This window comes from Pseudomonas sp. MWU13-3659 (genome assembly GCF_023757525.1).
Taxonomy (GTDB): Bacteria; Pseudomonadota; Gammaproteobacteria; order Pseudomonadales; family Pseudomonadaceae; genus Aquipseudomonas; species Aquipseudomonas entomophila_E.
In genome coordinates this window covers 13,168-31,240 of the sequence record NZ_JAMSHW010000010.1, presented here as the reverse complement: position 1 = coordinate 31,240, position 18,073 = coordinate 13,168, and the positions used below count along the sequence as shown (strand labels likewise).

Below are 18,073 nucleotides of genomic sequence, written 5' to 3'. Positions count from 1 at the left end.
CTTAGACGGCCAACAGGTCCTTTTCCTTGGCTTTGAACGCAGCGTCGATTTCGGCGACGAACTTGTCGGTCAGCTTCTGGATCTCGTCAGCGGCGCGACGTTCTTCGTCTTCGCTGATTTCCTTGTCCTTGGTCAGCTTCTTCAGATCGGCCAGGGCATCACGGCGCACGTTGCGCACGGCGACCTTGGCGTCTTCGGCAACACTGCTGGCCTGCTTGGTGTAACCCTTGCGGGTTTCTTCGGTCAGGGCCGGCATCGGTACGCGGATGGTGGTGCCGGCGCTGGAGGGATTCAGGCCCAGGTCGGAGGTCAGGATGGCCTTCTCGATGGCGGCGCTCAGGTTCTTGTCATGAGCGACGATCTTCAGGGTGCGGGCATCCTCGACGGTGATCGCGGCCACCTGGTTCAGCGGCATGTCGCTGCCCCAGGCCGGGACCTTGACGCTGTCCAGGATGCTTGGGTGGGCACGGCCGGTGCGGATGGACGCCAGGTTGCGGCCCAGGGCCTCGATGGACTTGCCCATGCGCTCCTGCGCGTCTTTCTTGATGTCGTTGATCATGCTTGGCCTTCCTCGATCAGAGTACCTTCAGCGCCACCCACCACGATGTTCAGCAGGGCGCCAGGCTTGTTCATGTTGAATACCCGCAATGGCATCTTGTGGTCGCGGCACAGGCAGATTGCGGTCAAGTCCATGACACCGAGCTTGCGGTCCAGCACCTCGTCGTAGGTGAGGTGATCGAACTTCTCGGCGTGCGGGTCCTTGAATGGGTCGGCAGTGTACACACCGTCGACTTTGGTCGCCTTCAGCACCACATCGGCGTCGATTTCGATCGCGCGCAGGCACGCTGCGGAGTCGGTGGTGAAGAACGGGTTGCCAGTACCGGCGGAGAAAATTACCACATCCCCGGTGTTGAGGTGGCGAATAGCTTTGCGACGATCGTAATGATCGGTGACGCCAACCATGGAAATGGCCGACATGACCAGCGCCGGGATGTTCGAGCGCTCCAAGGCGTCACGCATGGCCAGGCCGTTCATCACGGTAGCCAGCATGCCCATGTGGTCGCCGGTGACACGGTCCATGCCGGCCGCGCTGAGCGCCGCGCCGCGGAACAGGTTGCCACCACCGATCACCAGGCCCACCTGGACACCGATCCCGACCAGCTGGCCGATTTCCAGGGCCATGCGATCCAGCACCTTCGGGTCGATCCCGAAGTCTTCCGAGCCCATCAGGGCCTCGCCGCTAAGTTTGAGCAAAATGCGTTTATAGCGAGGTTGGCGACCACTCACCTGCTGAGCCATTGCGAGTCTCTCCTGCGGCGTACTTTTAGAAAATTCCGTGCGGGCTGTTTACAGCCTGCTAACTGTAGCGTGGCACTGCTTCAGTGCCAGCAGCCTTGGGCTTTATAAACCCGCGGCCGTTTTGACAAAGAGGCTGCGCGCGTGAGCGGGCAGCCTCTTTGGGGCGACAGACGCGTCTGTCTTACTGCTTGGCGGCAGCTACCTGGGCGGCAACTTCTTCAGCGAAGTTGTCAACCGGCTTCTCGATGCCTTCGCCAACCTTGAAGTAGGTGAAGGAAACGATTTCAGCACCGGCTTTCTTGGCCAGCTCGCCAACCTTGACTTCCGGGTTCATGACGAAAGCTTGCTCTTTCAGCGAGGCTTCGGCCTTGAACTTGGTGATACGGCCGTTGATCATGTTCTCAACGATGTTTTCCGGCTTGCCAGCGATCTTGTCGGCATTCAGCTGCAGGAAGACGTTCTTCTCGCGCTCGATGGCCTCGGCGGAGATTTCCGACGCGTCCAGGAACTCTGGGTTCGACGCTGCAACGTGCATGGCGATGTTCTTGGCCAGCTCGACGTCGCCGCCTTTCAGGACAACGACAGCACCGATCTTGTTGCCGTGCAGGTAGGCGCCGACAACGTCGCCTTCTACGCGCACCAGGCGACGGATGTTGACGTTTTCGCCGCACTTGGCAACCAGGGCTTCACGCGCGGATTCGCGCGAGGCGATCAGCGGAGCGGCGTCGGTCAGCTTCTGGGCGAAGGCTTCTTCGATGCTTTCGGCAACGAAGTTCTTGAAGTCGTCTTGCAGGGCCAGGAAGTCGGTCTGCGAGTTCACTTCCAGCAGGACAGCGGCTTTGCCGTCGGTCTTGACGGCGATAGCGCCTTCAGCGGCAACGTTGCCAGCTTTCTTGGCGGCCTTGATGGCGCCCGAGGCACGCATGTCGTCAATGGCTTTCTCGATGTCGCCGCCGGCCTTTTCCAGGGCCTTCTTGCAATCCATCATGCCTTCGCCGGTACGCTCGCGCAGTTCTTTGACCAGCGCCGCAGTAATTGCTGCCATTTCAAAATCCTCTTGGAAAGTTTTTCAACCATTCCACCCGCTCTTCACGGGCGTTAAATTCTGCAAATCCGCTGTTTTTACTTCAGCAGGCCCATGATGCGGGACCAACGCTGACAGCAGGATTTCAAGGTGGCAAAAAGGGGGCCAAGCCCCCTTTTTGCGTGCCAAGTCAGACGCTAAGCGTCAATTACTCAGCAGCCGGTGCAGCCGCTTCTTCAGCGTAGACTTCGGTGCCGCCAGCAACGTTGTTGCGGCCGCGGATGACAGCGTCAGCCATCGAAGTCATGTACAGCTCGATGGCGCGAATGGCGTCATCGTTACCTGGGATAACGAAGTCAACACCTTCCGGGCTGCTGTTGGTATCGACAACGCCGATGACCGGGATGCCCAGCTTGTTGGCTTCGGTGATGGCAATGCGCTCGTGGTCGACGTCGATCACGAACAGGGCATCAGGCAGGCCGCCCATGTCCTTGATACCACCCAGGCTGCGATCCAGTTTTTCCAGGTCGCGGGAACGCATCAGGGCTTCTTTCTTGGTCAGCTTGGCGAAAGTGCCGTCTTCGGCCTGGGTTTCCAGGTCGCGCAGACGCTTGATCGAAGCGCGGATGGTCTTGTAGTTGGTCAGCATGCCGCCCAACCAGCGGTGGTCAACGTATGGCGAACCGCAACGAGCAGCTTGCTCGGCGACGATCTTGCCGGCGGAACGCTTGGTGCCGACGAACATGATCTTGTTCTTGCCCTGGGCCAGGCGCTCTACGAAGGACAGAGCTTCGTTGAACATCGGCAGGGTTTTTTCCAGGTTGATGATGTGAATCTTGTTACGCGCGCCGAAAATGTACTTGCCCATCTTCGGGTTCCAGTAACGGGTCTGGTGGCCGAAGTGCACACCGGCCTTCAGCATATCGCGCATGTTGACTTGGGACATGATAGTTCCTTGATAAGTCGGGTTGGGCCTCCACGTATCCCAATGACCAACCCGCATCTCCGAGGAGACCGGGCACCCAGGCCATCGTGTCGACACGTGTGTGGGTTTGAGCTTACGGAGGTCATCCCCCGAAAGCGGCGCATTTTATACCACAGACCACGCACGAACGAAACCCGAATAATGATTCGTCCGTCAGCGGCTTTTGCAGCACCCGGGCTTTAGGGCCAGAATGCCTTCAATAGACCACTGGATCCTCGGGATTATCCCGCCAGATCGCCGCCATGCTCTGGTAGAATCCGGCCTTTCCCGTTCGTTCGCGCCGCACGCGGCGCCGTAGAGAGCCTGTAATGACCGTCACCATCAAGACCGCAGAAGACATCGAGAAGATGCGCGTCGCCGGCCGCCTGGCCGCCGAAGTCCTCGAGATGATCGAGGAACACGTCAAGCCCGGCATCACCACCGAAGCGCTCGACCGCATCTGCCACGACTACATCGTCAACGTCCAGCAGGCCATTCCGGCACCGCTCAACTACAAGGGCTACCCGAAGTCGATCTGCACCTCGATCAATCACGTGGTGTGCCACGGCATCCCCAACGACAAGCCGTTGAAGAAGGGCGACACCCTCAATATCGACATCACCGTGATCAAGGACGGCTACCACGGCGATACCAGCCGCATGTTCCACGTCGGCGAGGTCCCGGAGTGGGCCGCGCGCCTGTCGAAGGTGACGCAGGAGTGCATGTACAAGGCCATCGAGCTGGTCAAGCCGGGCTGCCGCCTGGGCGACATCGGCGAAGTGATCCAGAAGCACGCCGAAAAGAACGGTTTCTCGGTGGTACGCGAGTTCTGCGGCCATGGTATCGGCAAGGTATTCCACGAAGAACCGCAGATCCTGCACTACGGCAAGGCCGGCACCGGTATGGAGCTCAAGGAAGGCATGACCTTCACCATCGAGCCGATGATCAACCAGGGCAAGGCCGACACCAAAGTGCTCGGTGACGGCTGGACCGCCATCACCAAGGACCGCAAGCTTTCGGCCCAGTGGGAACACACACTGGTGGTGACCGCCACGGGCTACGAGATCTTCACCCTGCGCAAGGACGACACCATCCCGCGCACCTCGGCCTGACCTTCACATCACAGGAACGCGACTCGATGCCCCAGGTGGATCCCGAGCTGTTCGACCGCGGCCAGTTCCAGGCGGAACTGGCCCTCAAGGCAAGCCCCATCGCCGCTTTCAAGAAAGCCATCCGCATGGCCGGCGAAGTGCTCGACAAGCGTTTCCGTGAAGGCCGCGAGATCCGCCGGCTGATCGAGGACCGCGCCTGGTTCGTCGACAACATCCTGCAACAGGCCTGGAACCAGTTCACCTGGGGCAACCCGGAGGGCATCGCCCTGGTGGCGGTGGGCGGCTACGGCCGGGGCGAACTGCACCCCTACTCCGACATCGACCTGCTGATCCTGCTCGATGCCGCCGAGCACGAACAGTACCGCGACGCCATCGAGCGCTTTCTCACGCTGCTGTGGGATATCGGCCTGGAAGTCGGCCAGAGCGTGCGCACCGTCGACGAATGCGCCGAACAGGCCCGGGCCGACCTGACGGTCATCACCAACCTGATGGAAAGCCGCACCATCGCGGGCCCCGAGCCACTCCGCCAGCGCATGCTCGATGCCACCTGCACCGCGCACATGTGGCCGAGCAAGGAGTTCTTCCTGGCCAAGCGCGCCGAGCTCAAGGCCCGCCACCACAAGTACAACGACACCGAGTACAACCTCGAGCCCAACGTCAAGGGTGGCCCGGGCGGCCTGCGCGATATCCAGACGGTGCTATGGGTGGCGCGCCGCCAGTACGGCACGCTGAACCTGCATGCCCTGGCCGGCGAGGATTTCCTGCTGGAGAGCGAGAACGAACTGCTAGCTTCGTCCCAAGCCTTCCTCTGGCGCGTGCGCTATGCCCTGCACATGCTCGCCGGGCGCGCCGAGGATCGCCTGCTGTTCGACCACCAGCGCAGCATCGCAACGCTGCTGGGCTTCAACGACGAGAACCCCAAACGCGCCATCGAACAGTTCATGCAGCAGTACTACCGGGTGGTGATGAGCATCAGCCAGCTGTGCGACCTGATCATCCAGCATTTCGAGGAAGTGATCCTCGCCGACGACGACAGCGGCACCACGCAACCGCTCAATGCCCGCTTCCGCCTGCATGACGGCTATATAGAAGCGGTCAATCCGAACGTGTTCAAACGCACGCCGTTCGCCATGCTGGAAATCTTCGTGCTGATGGCCCAGCACCCCGAGATCAAGGGCGTGCGCGCCGACACCGTGCGCCTGTTGCGCGAACACCGCCACCTGATCGACGACAAGTTCCGCAACGATATCCGCAACACCAGCCTGTTCATCGAGCTGTTCAAGTGCGAAATCGGCATCCATCGCAACCTGCGGCGAATGAACCGCTACGGCATCCTCGGCCGCTACCTGCCGGAGTTCGGCCTGATCGTCGGGCAGATGCAACACGACCTGTTCCACATCTATACGGTCGACGCGCACACCCTCAACCTGATCAAGCACCTGCGCAAGCTGCAGTACACCCCGGTTTCGGAGAAATTCCCACTGGCCAGCAAGCTCATGGGCCGCCTGCCCAAGCCCGAGCTGATCTACCTGGCCGGCCTGTACCATGACATCGGCAAGGGTCGCCAGGGCGATCACTCCGAACTCGGCGCGGTGGATGCCCAGGCCTTCTGTGCCCGCCACCAGCTGCCCGCCTGGGACAGCCGCCTGATCGTCTGGCTGGTGCTGAACCACCTGGTGATGTCCACCACCGCCCAGCGCAAGGACCTGTCCGACCCGCAGGTGATCAACGATTTCGCCCTGCACGTGGGCGACGAGACACGCCTGGACTACCTCTACGTGCTGACCGTGGCCGACATCAACGCCACCAACCCCAGCCTGTGGAACTCCTGGCGCGCGAGCCTGCTGCGCCAGCTCTACACCGAAACCAAGCGTGCCTTGCGCCGGGGCCTGGAAAACCCGCTGGACCGCGAGGAGCAGATTCGCCAGACCCAGAGCGCCGCGCTGGATATCCTGGTGCGCGAAGGCACCGACCCGGACGATGTCGAGCAGCTCTGGTCGCAACTGGGTGACGATTACTTCCTCAAGCACAACGCCGCCGACGTGGCCTGGCACAGTGATGCCATCCTCCAGCAGCCCGCCGACAGCGGCCCGCTGGTGCTGATCAAGGAAACCACCCAGCGCGAGTTCGAGGGCGGCACGCAGATTTTCATCTACGCCCCCGACCAGCACGACTTCTTCGCCGTGACCGTGGCCGCCATGGCGCAGCTCAACCTGAACATCCATGACGCCCGCATCATCACCTCCAGCAGCCAGTTCACCCTCGACACCTACATCGTGCTCGACAACGACGGCGGCTCGATCGGCGACAACCCGCAGCGGGTCAAGCAGATCCGCGATGGCCTGACCGAAGCGTTGCGTACCCCCGAGGACTACCCGGCGATCATCCAGCGCCGAGTACCGCGCCAGCTCAAGCACTTCGACTTCCCACCCCAGGTGACCATCCTCAACGATGCCCAGCGCCCGGTGACCATTCTCGAGATCACCGCCCCCGACCGCCCCGGCCTGCTGGCACGAATCGGGCGGATCTTCCTGGAGTTCGACCTGTCGCTGCAAAACGCCAAGATCGCCACCCTCGGCGAACGGGTGGAGGACGTGTTCTTCATCACCGACGCCGATAACCAGCCGCTGTCCGACCCGCAGCTGTGCAGCCGCCTGCAGGAGGCCATCGTCCAGCAGTTGCAGGCCGGCCAGGCCAGCGAAGCCAGCCCTTCCCGCATGACCTTTTGACGATTACGAGACCTTGCGCCGATGAACCATGCCTTGACCCAGCTTCAGCCCTACCCGTTCGAGAAACTGCGCGCCCTGCTCGGTAGCGTGAAGCCTGCGGCGGACAAACGTGCCATCGCCCTGTCGATCGGCGAGCCGAAGCACGAATCACCGGCGTTCGTCGCCAAGGCCCTGGCCGACAACCTCGACAAGTTGGCGGTCTACCCGAGCACCCTCGGCCTGCCCGCCCTGCGCCAAGCCATCGGCCAGTGGTGCGAGCGCCGCTTCAAGGTACCGGCCGGCTGGCTGGATGCCGACCGCCACATCCTGCCGGTGAACGGTACACGCGAGGCGCTGTTCGCCTTCACCCAGGCCGTGGTCAACCGCGCCGACGACGGCCTGGTGGTCAGCCCCAACCCGTTCTACCAGATCTACGAAGGCGCGGCCCTGCTGGCCGGCGCCACCCCGCACTACCTGCCATGCCTGGAAAGCAACGGCTTCAACCCGGACTTCGATGCCGTGCCGGCCGAGGTCTGGAAGCGCTGCCAGATCCTGTTCCTGTGCTCCCCGGGCAACCCCACCGGCGCGCTGGTGCCAATGGACACGCTGAAAAAGCTGATCGCCCTGGCCGACGAGCACGACTTCGTCATCGCCTCCGATGAGTGCTACAGCGAACTCTACTTCGATGAGGACGCCCCGCCACCGGGCCTGCTCACTGCATGTGCCGAGCTCGGCCGCAGCGACTTCAAGCGCTGCGTGGTGTTCCACAGCCTGTCCAAGCGCTCCAACCTGCCAGGCCTGCGCTCGGGCTTCGTCGCCGGCGACGCCGCGATCATCAAGCCGTTCCTGCTGTACCGCACCTACCACGGTTGCGCCATGCCTGTGCAAACCCAACTGGCCAGCATTGCAGCCTGGCAGGACGAGGCTCATGTGCGCGACAACCGTGACCAGTACCGCGCCAAGTACGATGCGGTACTCGACATCCTGCAGCCGGTACTGGATGTGCAACGCCCCGATGGCAGCTTCTACTTGTGGGCCAAGGTGCCGGGCAACGATGCCGACTTCACCCGCGACCTGTTCGAAGCGCAGCACGTGACCGTGGTGCCGGGTTCGTACCTGTCGCGCGAGGTGGATGGCGTCAATCCCGGGGCCGGGCGCGTGCGCATGGCGCTGGTCGCACCGCTGGCCGAATGCATCGAGGCGGCCGAGCGGATTCGTGCATTCCTGAGCCGCTGACACCGCAGCACTATCTACCGCACACCGGCACGCCAGCAGAGGAAAACTCCGGGCTTTCAAACACGGAGTTTTCCCATGTCTCAACTGATCTTTTCCCACCACCTGAAGCCTGCCGACCCACGGTTCGCCGAACTGCAGGCACGATTGGAGAATCCCGGCAACGTACCCACGAGCGCCGGCGGCCGAAAAAAGCGCGCCTTGGCCATCACCCGCAAACTCTGGCGCCCCGGCCGTTTACTGAAGGTATCGTTCCTCGGCAGCCCCGATGATTTCCTGAAGTCGGAAATCTTCAGGACTGCTTCACAATGGCTGCTACGCTCGGGGGCCAACCTGGCAATGACCCTGACTTGGGATAACGACCCACAGGCACAAATCAGGGTGCGCACTGGCAGGGCGCTGCCACGCAATGAGTCCTGCGCCGGAACCGACGCCCTGGCCATGCCCGCCGAAACCATGAACCTCAACGTCGAACCCGGCGATGCCGCCTTCGAGCACGTCGTATTGCACGAGTTCGGCCACGCCCTGGGGGCGGAACACGAACACCAGCACCCCGATGCCAGCATTCCGTGGAATGTCGAGGAAGTTGTGCGCGTGGCCAATGCGGAACAGGGCTGGACGCGCCAGCAGGTGATGGACGAGATGATCGCCAGGCGTGCCGACATCGGCCTGGTGAAGACCCAGTACGACCCAGCTTCGGTCATGCATTACCCGGTTCCCCAGGCGTTCACTCACGGTGACTGGGAGATTGGGCTGAACAGCCACTTGAGTGAAAAGGATCTGGCTTTCATGCGCCTGGCCTACCCTTTTCCAACCAATGGCTCCCAGGCAGTTACCTGACCTGGCCCAGGTTGGCCTCACTCAAGTCCAGCTCGCCCAGTACCTGTCGTACCACTTCATCGCCCACCTGATGCTGGCGATGCAGGTTGTACAGTTCAAGGCGCTGGGCCCGCAGCGCACGCAGGCGCAAGCGGCGCTCCAGCAGGTCCATCTGCTCGGCCAGGGCACGGGCCTCGGCGGTATCGTTGTAGCTGTCCAGCTCATCGCGGTACTCAGCCATCAACCGGGCCTTGAGCTCGATGGCCAAGGTGGCCTGCGCCGCGTCCTGTGGTGCGCCGGCATCACTGACTTCCTCCGCCTCGAGGGCATGGATGGCTGCCTCGGCCGTGCGCCGCCAGGCCTCCTGAACCTCCTGGCGCAGGCGCTCGTCCGGGCTCTTGGTTACGCCGCGCAACAAGATTGGCAGCGCGATGACGGCACTGACCAGTGACAACAGGATCACCCCGGCGGCGATGAAGATCAGCAGGTCACGCTCGGGAAACGCCTTGCCCGCCCCCATCAGCAAGGGCACCGACATCACGCCCGCCAGCGTAACCGCACCGCGCACGCCACCCAGGGTCAGCAGCCAGCAGGACCGGGCGGTCGGCATCAAAACCAGCTCGGGCTTGCCACGCCAGCGCCGCACCACGCCGATCGCCCGCCAGATGCTCTGCACCCAGATGAACCGCAGCAACACCAGCGTGGCGAAGATCGCCATCACATCCAGGCAGCGCCATGCCAGGGTCGGCCAGGCCGCCGCCTCGTCGCTGACCACCGCCTTGACGATGTCCGGCAGTTGCAGGCCGAGCAACAAGAAGATCAAACCGTTGAAGGCGAACTCCAGCAGCGACCAGACGCTGCGGTTGAGCAGGCGGGTGCTGGTCTGGCGCGGCAGCAGGTCGAGCCAGCTCTGCATCATGCCGGCAGCCACCGCCGAGAGAATGCCCGACACACCCAGCCGTTCGGCCAGCACATAGGCGGCGAACGGCAACAACAGCATGAACACCACATGGGTCGCCGGATCATCCCAGCCACGGGTGATCATCCACATCCGCAGGCGCCCGACCAACCAACTGAGCGCTACGCCCACCGCCAACCCGCCAAGGGCGACGAGCACGAAGGTGAGGCTGGCTTCGGTCAACGAGAACACGCCGGTAATGGCCGCCACCAAGGCGAACTTGAACGTCACCAGGCCCGAGGCGTCATTCATCAAGGCTTCGCCTTGCAGCATGTGCATCAACGGCGTGGGCAGACGGTCCTGGGTAATGGCCGACACGGCCACGGCATCGGTAGGCGAGAGCACCGCGGCCAATGCGAAAGCAACGGGCAATGGAATAGCCGGCAGCAGCCAGTGGATGAAGTAACCGGCCCCGACCACGGTGAACAGCACCAACCCCACCGCCAAGGCCACAACCGGTCCGCGGATGCGCCACAGCTCACGCTTGGGCATGCGCCAGCCATCGGCGAACAGCAACGGCGGCAGGAACAGGAACAGGAACAGCTCCGGATCCAGTGCCACATGCAACCCCAGGGTCGGCCAGGCCAGCAAGGCGCCGGCGCCAATCTGCACCAGCGGCAGTGGAAGCGGCACCACGCGCCCCACCAGTTTCGACAGGCTCACCAGCATCAGCAGGATAAGGACGGTATAGGCTGACTGCATCGGTGAGCTTCCTGTTTGAACGGAGAATCGACAGCGGGGCGCAACAACGCCATTGAAACAATATGTTAGCGGGGAGCGTCTATCGTGGGCCGCTGCACGATAGTCGCAGCTCGCCCCTGAATATGTAACACAATGATTCGTGAGAAGCTGTGATACACATCGCCCCTGCCTTCGAGCCCGTGGCCGTGGCGCCAACCCCATCGATACCGCATAATCGGCCCCACCCTATCTTCACGGAGTATCGGGCTGCCCGGCGGCCCTGGCATTCAATGGCTTACACTCTCTACGGCATCAAAGCCTGCGACACCATGAAAAAAGCCCGCACCTGGCTTGAAGAAAAGGTCATCGGCTTCGAGTTCCACGACTACAAGACCCAAGGCATCGACCGCGACAGCCTGAACCGCTGGTGCACCGAGCATGGCTGGGAAGTCGTGCTGAACCGCGCCGGCACCACCTTCCGCAAGCTCGACGATGCCAGCAAGGCCGATCTCGACCAAGCGAAGGCCGTAGAACTGATGCTCGCCCAGCCGTCGATGATCAAGCGCCCGGTACTGGACCTCGGCGACCGCACGCTCGTCGGTTTCAAGCCCGACCTGTACGCCGCGGCACTGGCCTGATCCCCGCATTACGCTCCACCCCCTTTTCGCACGAGGTAATCGCATGTCTCAATCCCTGTTCAGCCTGGCCTTCGGTGTCGGCACCCAGAACCGCCAGGGCGCCTGGCTGGAAGTGTTCTACGCGCAGCCGGTGCTCAAGCCGTCCGCCGAGCTGGTCGCCGCCATTGCGCCGATCCTCGGTTACGAAGGCGGCAACCAGGCCATCGCCTTCACCACCGCCCAGGCCGCACAGCTGGCCGACGCGCTCAAGGGTGTCGATAGCGCTCAAGCCGCCCTGCTGACCCGTCTGGCCGAAAGCCACAAGCCGCTGGTCGCCACTCTGCTGAAAGAAGACAGCACCCTGGCTTCCACCCCCGAGGCCTACCTCAAGTTGCACCTGCTGTCGCACCGCCTGGTCAAGCCGCACGGTGTCTCGCTGGCCGGCATCTTCCCGCTGCTGCCCAATGTCGCCTGGACCAACCAGGGCGCGGTCGACCTGGCCGAACTGGCCGAGCTGCAACTGGAAGCGCGCCTGAAGGGCGAGCTGCTGGAAGTATTCTCGGTGGACAAGTTCCCGAAGATGACCGACTACGTCGTGCCGGCCGGCGTGCGTATCGCCGACACCGCCCGTGTGCGCCTGGGCGCCTACATCGGCGAAGGCACCACCATCATGCACGAAGGCTTCGTCAACTTTAACGCCGGCACCGAAGGCCCGGGCATGATCGAAGGCCGCGTTTCTGCGGGCGTGTTCGTCGGTAAAGGCTCGGACCTGGGCGGCGGCTGCTCGACCATGGGCACCCTGTCCGGTGGCGGCAACATTGTCATCAAGGTCGGCGAAGGCTGCCTGATCGGTGCCAACGCCGGTATCGGCATCCCGCTGGGCGACCGCAACACCGTGGAAGCAGGCCTGTACATCACCGCTGGCACCAAGGTGAACCTGCTGGACGAAAACAACCAGCTGGTCCAGGTGGTCAAGGCCCGCGACCTGGCCGGCCAGACCGACCTGCTGTTCCGTCGCAACTCGCTCAACGGCGCAGTGGAGTGCAAGACCCACAAGTCGGCCATCGAGCTGAACGAGGCGCTGCACGCCCACAACTGAGAACCTGCGAGTTCGAAGTGATAAGATCGGGTCTTGCTCTTACGGGCAGACCCGATTTTTCTTTCCAGGCCCCGCGAACATGTTCCAGCCCTCCCCCTGGCGTGCCGACTTCCCCGCCATCGCCGCCCTGCAACGGCAGCACCAGACCTACCTGGACAGCGCCGCCACCACGCAGAAACCCCAGGCACTGCTTGACGCCCTGAACCATTATTACGGCCATGGCGCAGCCAATGTGCATCGTGCACAGCACCTGCCGGGCGCCCTGGCCACCCAGGCGTTCGAAGGTACCCGAGAGAAGGTTGCAGCCTGGCTCAATGCGCCGGACACACGGCAGATCATCTTCACCCACGGCGCCACCTCGGCCTTGAACCTGCTGGCCTATGGCCTGGAGCATCGCTTCGAGGCGGGTGACGAGATTGCCGTCAGTGCGCTGGAACACCACGCCAACCTGCTGCCCTGGCAGCAGTTGGCACATCGGCGCAACCTGCGCCTGGTTATCCTGCCGGTGGACGACCAGGGGTATGTCGACCTGGAGCAAGCCCTGCAACTGATCGGTCCACGCACCCGCCTGCTTGCGATCAGCCAGCTGTCCAACGTACTGGGCACCTGGCAGCCGCTGGCACCGCTGTTGGCCCATGCCCGCGCCCAGGGCGCGTTGAGCGTTGTCGATGGCGCCCAGGGCGTGGTTCATGGTCGCCATGATGTGCAGCAGCTGGAGTGCGATTTCTACGTGTTCTCCAGCCACAAGCTCTATGGCCCGGACGGTGTTGGCGTGCTGTATGGCCGCCAACAGGCGCTGGAGCTGCTGCGCCATTGGCAGTTCGGCGGGGAGATGGTCCAGTTGGCAGACTATCAGAGTGCCAGCTTCCGCCCCGCGCCACTGGGCTTCGAGGCGGGTACTCCGCCTATTGCCGGCGTCATCGGCCTGGGCGCCACCCTGGATTACCTGGCCAGTCTCGACGCCCATGCGGTTGCCGCCCATGAAGCCAGCCTGCACCAGCATCTGTTGCGCGGGCTGGCCGATCGGGAAGGAATCCAAGTGCTTGGTTCCCCCCAGGCGGCATTGGCCAGCTTTGTCATCGAGGGGGTGCACAATGCCGACATCGCCCATTTGTTGACCGAACAAGGGATTGCCGTGCGCGCCGGGCATCACTGCGCCATGCCATTGCTGAGGAACCTGGGGCTGGACGGGGCGATTCGCGTGTCCCTCGGGCTGTATAGCGACAGCGACGATCTGCAGCGCTTCTTCGAGGCGCTCGACCAAGGCCTGGAGCTGCTGCGATGAGTCTTTCGAGCGAGGCCAGCCTCGTGCTGGAAAGCTTCGAGCAGGCTCGGGGTTGGGAGCAGCGGGCACGGCTGCTGATGCAGTGGGGGGATCGGCTGGAACCGCTGGACGAGGCAGAGAAAAGTGAACACAACCGCGTGCACGGTTGTGAAAGCCTGGTGTGGTTGGTGGCCACGCTGGAAAACGACCATTGGCACTTCAAGGCATCCAGTGATGCTCGCTTGCTGCGAGGTTTGCTGGCGCTATTGCTGGTGCGGGCACAAGGGCTGCGCAGCACGGAGCTGGCCGATCTGGACCTGAGTGGCTGGTTCACTCAACTGGGGCTGGAGCGTCAGTTGTCACCCTCACGCAGCAATGGGCTACATGCGGTGTTGCTCAGGATGGCCGAGTTGGCATCCGCAGGCTGAACCCACACGAACCAGCGCCAAACGCACACCTGTAGGAGCCAGCCTTGCTGGCGAACACCGGCAAAGCCGGTGCCAAATACCGCGCAGGGGCCAACGCCGCTATTGGGCCTTGACCCGCTCCGAAGGTCGCCGCGCCCCCGCCACAAGCTTCTCCACCGCCTTGCTCGCGGCCACCATGCCGAAGGTCGCCGTCACCATCATCACCGCGCCGAATCCGCCCGCGCAGTCCAGCCGCACGCCCTCGCCCACGAAGCTCTTCTGCAGGCACACGCTGCCATCCCCCTTGGGATAACGCAGCTGCTCGCTGGAAAACACGCACGGCACGCCATAGTTACGGCTGGTATTGCGCGAGAAGTTGTAGTCGCGACGCAGGGTCGAGCGCACCCGCGAGGCCAGCGGGTCGTTGAAGGTCTTGTTGAGGTCGCCGATCTGGATCTGGGTCGGGTCGATCTGCCCACCCGCACCGCCAGTGGTGACAATGGCGATCTTGCGTCGGCGGCACCAGGCGATCAGCGCGGCCTTGGCCATCACGCTGTCGATGCAGTCGATCACGCAGTCGAGGTTTTCGGTGATGTACTCGACCATGGTGTCGCGGGTGACGAAATCGGCCACCGCGTGCACCGTACACGCCGGGTTGATCGCCTTCAGCCGCTCGGCCATGGCTTCGACCTTGGGCCGCCCGACCTGCCCTTCCAGGGCATGGGCCTGGCGGTTGGTGTTGCTGACGCATACGTCATCGAGGTCGAACAGGGTAATTTCACCCACGCCACTGCGGGCCATGGCTTCCGCCGCCCACGAGCCGACCCCGCCGATGCCGACAATGGCCACATGGGCCTGGCGCAGGCGTTGCAAGCCTTCATCGCCGTACAGCCGGGCGACGCCGGCAAAGCGTGGATCTTCTGTGCTCATGGCTCAACCTCGAAAAAATCGGCGCGCATTATATGCCAAGCGGCCTGATCTGGGGTTGCCATTGGCGAGAGTCCTGCCAAGCCTGCTTTAATGTTCCATCAAAGAAAAAGATATGGACGACAACCGAGCGGCCCCAGAACTTCATCCTCTTTGGCAAATCCAACGCAGTGCCCGCTTCGCCAGTGTAGGACTTGCGCCCTGACGGCCCCACGCCGCGCCACTCTTCGGAACCTCTAACACCTATGTCATCACGCAAATTCGGTCTCAACCTGGTGGTGGTCCTGGCCATCGCCGCGCTGTTCACCGGGTTCTGGGCACTCATCAACCGCCCGGTGTCCGCCCCTGCCTGGCCGGAGCAGATCTCCGGTTTCTCCTATTCACCGTTCCGCCTGGGCCAGAGCCCACAAAAGGGCCAGTACCCGAGCGAGGACGAGATCCGCCAGGACCTTGAGCAACTGAACAAACTGACCGACAACATCCGTATCTACACCGTCGAAGGCACCCAGGCCGAAGTGCCCCACCTGGCCGAAGAGCTTGGCCTGCGTGTCACCCTGGGAATCTGGATCAGCAACGACCTGGAGCGCAACGAGCGCGAGATCGAGAAGGCCATCGGCCTGGCCAATACCGCTCGCAGCGTCGTGCGGGTAGTGGTGGGTAACGAGGCGCTGTTCCGCGAAGAGGTCACTGCCGAACAGTTGATCGGCTACCTGGACAGGGTCCGTGCCACAGTCAAGGTACCCGTGACCACCAGCGAACAGTGGCACATCTGGAAGGAACACCCGGAACTGGCGAAACACGTGGACCTGATCGCCGCGCACATCCTGCCGTACTGGGAGTTTGTGCCGATGAAGGATTCGGTGCAATTCGTCCTCGACCGCGCCCGCGACCTGCGCAAGCAGTTCCCACACAAGCCACTGCTGCTGTCCGAAGTCGGTTGGCCGAGCAACGGCCGCATGCGCGGCGGCGCCGATGCCACCCAGGCCGACCAGGCCATCTACCTGCGTACTCTGGTCAACACATTGAACCGCCGGGGCTACAACTATTTCGTCATCGAAGCCTACGACCAACCCTGGAAAGCCAGCGACGAAGGCTCGGTGGGCGCCTATTGGGGGGTGTTCAATGCCGCGCGCCAACAGAAATTCAATTTCGAAGGTCCGATCGTGGCGATCCCGCAGTGGCGGGCCTTGGCCGTAGCGTCGGTGGTGCTGGCAATGATCGCCCTGACCGTGCTGTTGATCGACGGTTCGGCCTTGCGCCAGCGCGGTCGCACGTTCCTGACCTTCATTACTTTCCTGTGTGGCTCGGTGCTGGTGTGGATCGGCTACGACTACAGCCAGCAGTACAGCACCTGGTTCAGCCTCACGGTCGGTGTGCTGCTGGCATTGGGTGCCCTGGGGGTGTTCATCGTGCTCCTGACCGAAGCCCATGAACTGGCTGAAGCGGTATGGACGCACAAGCGGCGCAGGGAGTTCCTGCCGGTGCAGGGCGACAGCGCCTACCGTCCCAAGGTCTCGGTGCACGTGCCGTGCTACAACGAACCACCGGAGATGGTGAAGCAGACCCTCGACGCCCTCGCCGCACTGGATTACCCGGACTACGAAGTGCTGGTGATCGACAACAACACCAAGGACCCGGCCGTGTGGGAGCCACTCAAGGCCCACTGCGAGAAACTCGGCGAGCGCTTCAAATTCTTCCATGTTGCGCCCCTGGCGGGCTTCAAGGGCGGCGCGCTGAACTACCTGATCCCGCATACCGCCAAGGACGCCGAAGTGATCGCGGTGATCGACTCGGACTACTGTGTGGATCGCAACTGGCTCAAGCACATGGTGCCGCACTTCGCCGACCCGAAGATCGCCGTGGTGCAGTCGCCGCAGGATTACCGCGACCAGCACGAAAGCGCCTTCAAGAAACTGTGCTACAGCGAATACAAAGGCTTCTTCCATATCGGCATGGTCACCCGCAATGACCGCGACGCGATCATCCAGCACGGCACCATGACCATGACTCGGCGCACCGTGCTCGAGGAACTGGGCTGGGCCGAGTGGTGCATCTGCGAGGATGCCGAACTGGGCCTGCGGGTGTTCGAGAAAGGCCTGTCGGCCGCCTATGCCCACAACAGCTATGGCAAGGGCCTGATGCCCGACACCTTCATCGACTTCAAGAAGCAGCGCTTCCGCTGGGCCTATGGCGCCATCCAGATCATCAAGCACCACGCCAGCGCCCTGCTGCGCGGCAAGGGCAGCGAGCTGACCCGCGGCCAGCGCTACCACTTCCTGGCCGGCTGGCTGCCGTGGATCGCCGACGGCATGAACATCTTCTTCACCGTGGGGGCGCTGCTGTGGTCGGCGGCGATGATCATCGTGCCGCACCGGGTCGACCCGCCGCTGATGATGTTCGCCATTCCGCCGCTGGCGCTGTTCTTCTTCAAGGTCGGCAAGATCCTGTTCCTCTACCGCCGCGCCGTGGGGGTGGACCTGAAGGATGCCTTCGCTGCGGCACTGGCGGGGCTGGCGCTGTCGCACACCATCGCCAAGGCGGTGTTGTACGGGTTCTTCACCAGCAGCATGCCGTTCTTCCGCACACCGAAGAATGCCGACAGCCATGGTGTGCTGGTGGCGATCTCCGAGGCTCGCGAAGAGCTGTTCATCATGTTGATGCTGTGGGGCGCGGCGCTGGGCATCTACCTGGTGCAGGGGCTGCCGAGTTCGGACATGCGCTTCTGGGTAGCGATGCTGCTGGTGCAGTCATTGCCGTACCTGGCGGCGCTGGTGATGGCGCTGTTGTCGTCGTTGCCAAAGCCTGCGGAAAAGGCCGCCGAACCGCAGCAGGCTTGAGATCGTCGGGGGCGCGTTGCGCCCCTTTCGCGGCACAAGGCCGCTCCTACTCTGGCTGTAGGAGCGGCCTTGTGCCGCGAAAGGGCCGCACCACGGCCCCACTTCCCCCTGGTTTGATATAAGA

At 63.0% G+C, this 18,073-nt stretch carries 15 protein-coding genes; 9 read left to right on the top strand and 6 right to left on the bottom strand.

The genetic code is table 11. From position 1 onward, the window contains the following. Nucleotide 1 precedes the first annotated feature (1 nt). From frr to rpsB, 4 genes are all read right to left on the bottom strand, one after another. Nucleotides 2–559, bottom strand: coding sequence for a ribosome recycling factor (gene frr, locus NGM28_RS14425; protein ID WP_011535277.1), 558 nt, complete (start codon nucleotides 557–559; stop codon nucleotides 2–4). Then, nucleotides 556–1,299, bottom strand: a complete 744-nt coding sequence (gene pyrH, locus NGM28_RS14420; protein WP_011535278.1) for a UMP kinase — start codon at nucleotides 1,297–1,299, stop codon at nucleotides 556–558. The genes frr and pyrH overlap by 4 nt, the downstream gene beginning before the upstream one ends. A 181-nt stretch (nucleotides 1,300–1,480) precedes the next feature. Beyond that, the gene (gene tsf, locus NGM28_RS14415) at nucleotides 1,481–2,344 is read right to left on the bottom strand and encodes a translation elongation factor Ts (RefSeq protein WP_011535279.1); all 864 of its coding nucleotides are present in this window, start codon (nucleotides 2,342–2,344) and stop codon (nucleotides 1,481–1,483) included. A gap of 187 nt (nucleotides 2,345–2,531) precedes the next feature. Then, nucleotides 2,532–3,269 (bottom strand): 30S ribosomal protein S2, encoded by a 738-nt coding sequence (rpsB, locus tag NGM28_RS14410; protein ID WP_252090563.1) that lies wholly within the window; start codon nucleotides 3,267–3,269, stop codon nucleotides 2,532–2,534. Between the two features lie 347 nt (nucleotides 3,270–3,616). On the opposite strand from rpsB, the gene map reads away from it, so the two are divergent. The 4 genes from map to NGM28_RS14390 all read left to right on the top strand — a co-directional run bounded on the left by map (nucleotide 3,617) and on the right by NGM28_RS14390 (nucleotide 9,180). Then, nucleotides 3,617–4,399, top strand: coding sequence for a type I methionyl aminopeptidase (gene map / locus NGM28_RS14405; protein ID WP_240063842.1), 783 nt, complete (start codon nucleotides 3,617–3,619; stop codon nucleotides 4,397–4,399). Nucleotides 4,400–4,425: 26 nt separating this feature from the next. Next, complete coding sequence (locus NGM28_RS14400; protein WP_240063843.1) at nucleotides 4,426–7,128, top strand: [protein-PII] uridylyltransferase; 2,703 nt, start codon at nucleotides 4,426–4,428, stop codon at nucleotides 7,126–7,128. A 21-nt stretch (nucleotides 7,129–7,149) separates the two neighbouring features. Continuing rightward, nucleotides 7,150–8,343: a succinyldiaminopimelate transaminase gene (gene dapC, locus NGM28_RS14395; protein ID WP_252090562.1), complete on the top strand. Its 1,194-nt coding sequence runs from the start codon at nucleotides 7,150–7,152 to the stop codon at nucleotides 8,341–8,343. A gap of 75 nt (nucleotides 8,344–8,418) precedes the next feature. Continuing rightward, nucleotides 8,419–9,180, top strand: a complete 762-nt coding sequence (locus NGM28_RS14390) for a M12 family metallopeptidase (protein ID WP_252090561.1) — start codon at nucleotides 8,419–8,421, stop codon at nucleotides 9,178–9,180. Here the strand turns inward: NGM28_RS14390 and NGM28_RS14385 are convergent. Next, nucleotides 9,173–10,819: a Na+/H+ antiporter gene (locus NGM28_RS14385; RefSeq protein ID WP_240063846.1), complete on the bottom strand. Its 1,647-nt coding sequence runs from the start codon at nucleotides 10,817–10,819 to the stop codon at nucleotides 9,173–9,175. The genes NGM28_RS14390 and NGM28_RS14385 overlap by 8 nt on opposite strands. Nucleotides 10,820–11,088: 269 nt before the next feature. On the opposite strand from NGM28_RS14385, the gene NGM28_RS14380 reads away from it, so the two are divergent. The 4 genes from NGM28_RS14380 (at nucleotide 11,089) to NGM28_RS14365 (ending at nucleotide 14,206) form a co-directional block, all read left to right on the top strand. Next, nucleotides 11,089–11,436: an ArsC family reductase gene (locus NGM28_RS14380; RefSeq protein ID WP_252090560.1), complete on the top strand. Its 348-nt coding sequence runs from the start codon at nucleotides 11,089–11,091 to the stop codon at nucleotides 11,434–11,436. Nucleotides 11,437–11,479: 43 nt separating this feature from the next. Next, nucleotides 11,480–12,514, top strand: coding sequence for a 2,3,4,5-tetrahydropyridine-2,6-dicarboxylate N-succinyltransferase (dapD, locus tag NGM28_RS14375; protein WP_240063848.1), 1,035 nt, complete (start codon nucleotides 11,480–11,482; stop codon nucleotides 12,512–12,514). Between the two features lie 79 nt (nucleotides 12,515–12,593). Further along, entirely contained in the window at nucleotides 12,594–13,799 is a 1,206-nt protein-coding gene (locus tag NGM28_RS14370) for a cysteine desulfurase (RefSeq protein ID WP_252090559.1), read from the top strand. Then, the gene (locus NGM28_RS14365; protein WP_252090558.1) at nucleotides 13,796–14,206 is read left to right on the top strand and encodes a SufE family protein; all 411 of its coding nucleotides are present in this window, start codon (nucleotides 13,796–13,798) and stop codon (nucleotides 14,204–14,206) included. The genes NGM28_RS14370 and NGM28_RS14365 overlap by 4 nt, the downstream gene beginning before the upstream one ends. 99 nt (nucleotides 14,207–14,305) lie before the next feature. Here NGM28_RS14365 and tcdA read toward each other — a convergent pair whose 3' ends face one another. Continuing rightward, nucleotides 14,306–15,115: a tRNA cyclic N6-threonylcarbamoyladenosine(37) synthase TcdA gene (gene tcdA, locus NGM28_RS14360; protein ID WP_240063851.1), complete on the bottom strand. Its 810-nt coding sequence runs from the start codon at nucleotides 15,113–15,115 to the stop codon at nucleotides 14,306–14,308. Nucleotides 15,116–15,357: 242 nt separating this feature from the next. On the opposite strand from tcdA, the gene NGM28_RS14355 reads away from it, so the two are divergent. Beyond that, entirely contained in the window at nucleotides 15,358–17,949 is a 2,592-nt protein-coding gene (locus NGM28_RS14355) for a glycosyltransferase (RefSeq protein WP_252090557.1), read from the top strand. Nucleotides 17,950–18,073: the final 124 nt, after the last annotated feature.

Excerpts from the sequence above, each read along its gene's own strand:
- frr (WP_011535277.1), bottom strand. The coding sequence starts at position 559 with ATGATCAACGACATCAAGAAAGACGCGCAGGAGCGCATGGGCAAGTCC.
- pyrH (WP_011535278.1), bottom strand. The coding sequence starts at position 1,299 with ATGGCTCAGCAGGTGAGTGGTCGCCAACCTCGCTATAAACGCATTTTG.
- tsf (WP_011535279.1), bottom strand. The coding sequence starts at position 2,344 with ATGGCAGCAATTACTGCGGCGCTGGTCAAAGAACTGCGCGAGCGTACC.
- rpsB (WP_252090563.1), bottom strand. The coding sequence starts at position 3,269 with ATGTCCCAAGTCAACATGCGCGATATGCTGAAGGCCGGTGTGCACTTC.
- map (WP_240063842.1), top strand. The coding sequence starts at position 3,617 with ATGACCGTCACCATCAAGACCGCAGAAGACATCGAGAAGATGCGCGTC.
- NGM28_RS14400 (WP_240063843.1), top strand. The coding sequence starts at position 4,426 with ATGCCCCAGGTGGATCCCGAGCTGTTCGACCGCGGCCAGTTCCAGGCG.
- dapC (WP_252090562.1), top strand. The coding sequence starts at position 7,150 with ATGAACCATGCCTTGACCCAGCTTCAGCCCTACCCGTTCGAGAAACTG.
- NGM28_RS14390 (WP_252090561.1), top strand. The coding sequence starts at position 8,419 with ATGTCTCAACTGATCTTTTCCCACCACCTGAAGCCTGCCGACCCACGG.
- NGM28_RS14385 (WP_240063846.1), bottom strand. The coding sequence starts at position 10,819 with ATGCAGTCAGCCTATACCGTCCTTATCCTGCTGATGCTGGTGAGCCTG.
- NGM28_RS14380 (WP_252090560.1), top strand. The coding sequence starts at position 11,089 with ATGGCTTACACTCTCTACGGCATCAAAGCCTGCGACACCATGAAAAAA.
- dapD (WP_240063848.1), top strand. The coding sequence starts at position 11,480 with ATGTCTCAATCCCTGTTCAGCCTGGCCTTCGGTGTCGGCACCCAGAAC.
- NGM28_RS14370 (WP_252090559.1), top strand. The coding sequence starts at position 12,594 with ATGTTCCAGCCCTCCCCCTGGCGTGCCGACTTCCCCGCCATCGCCGCC.
- NGM28_RS14365 (WP_252090558.1), top strand. The coding sequence starts at position 13,796 with ATGAGTCTTTCGAGCGAGGCCAGCCTCGTGCTGGAAAGCTTCGAGCAG.
- tcdA (WP_240063851.1), bottom strand. The coding sequence starts at position 15,115 with ATGAGCACAGAAGATCCACGCTTTGCCGGCGTCGCCCGGCTGTACGGC.
- NGM28_RS14355 (WP_252090557.1), top strand. The coding sequence starts at position 15,358 with ATGTCATCACGCAAATTCGGTCTCAACCTGGTGGTGGTCCTGGCCATC.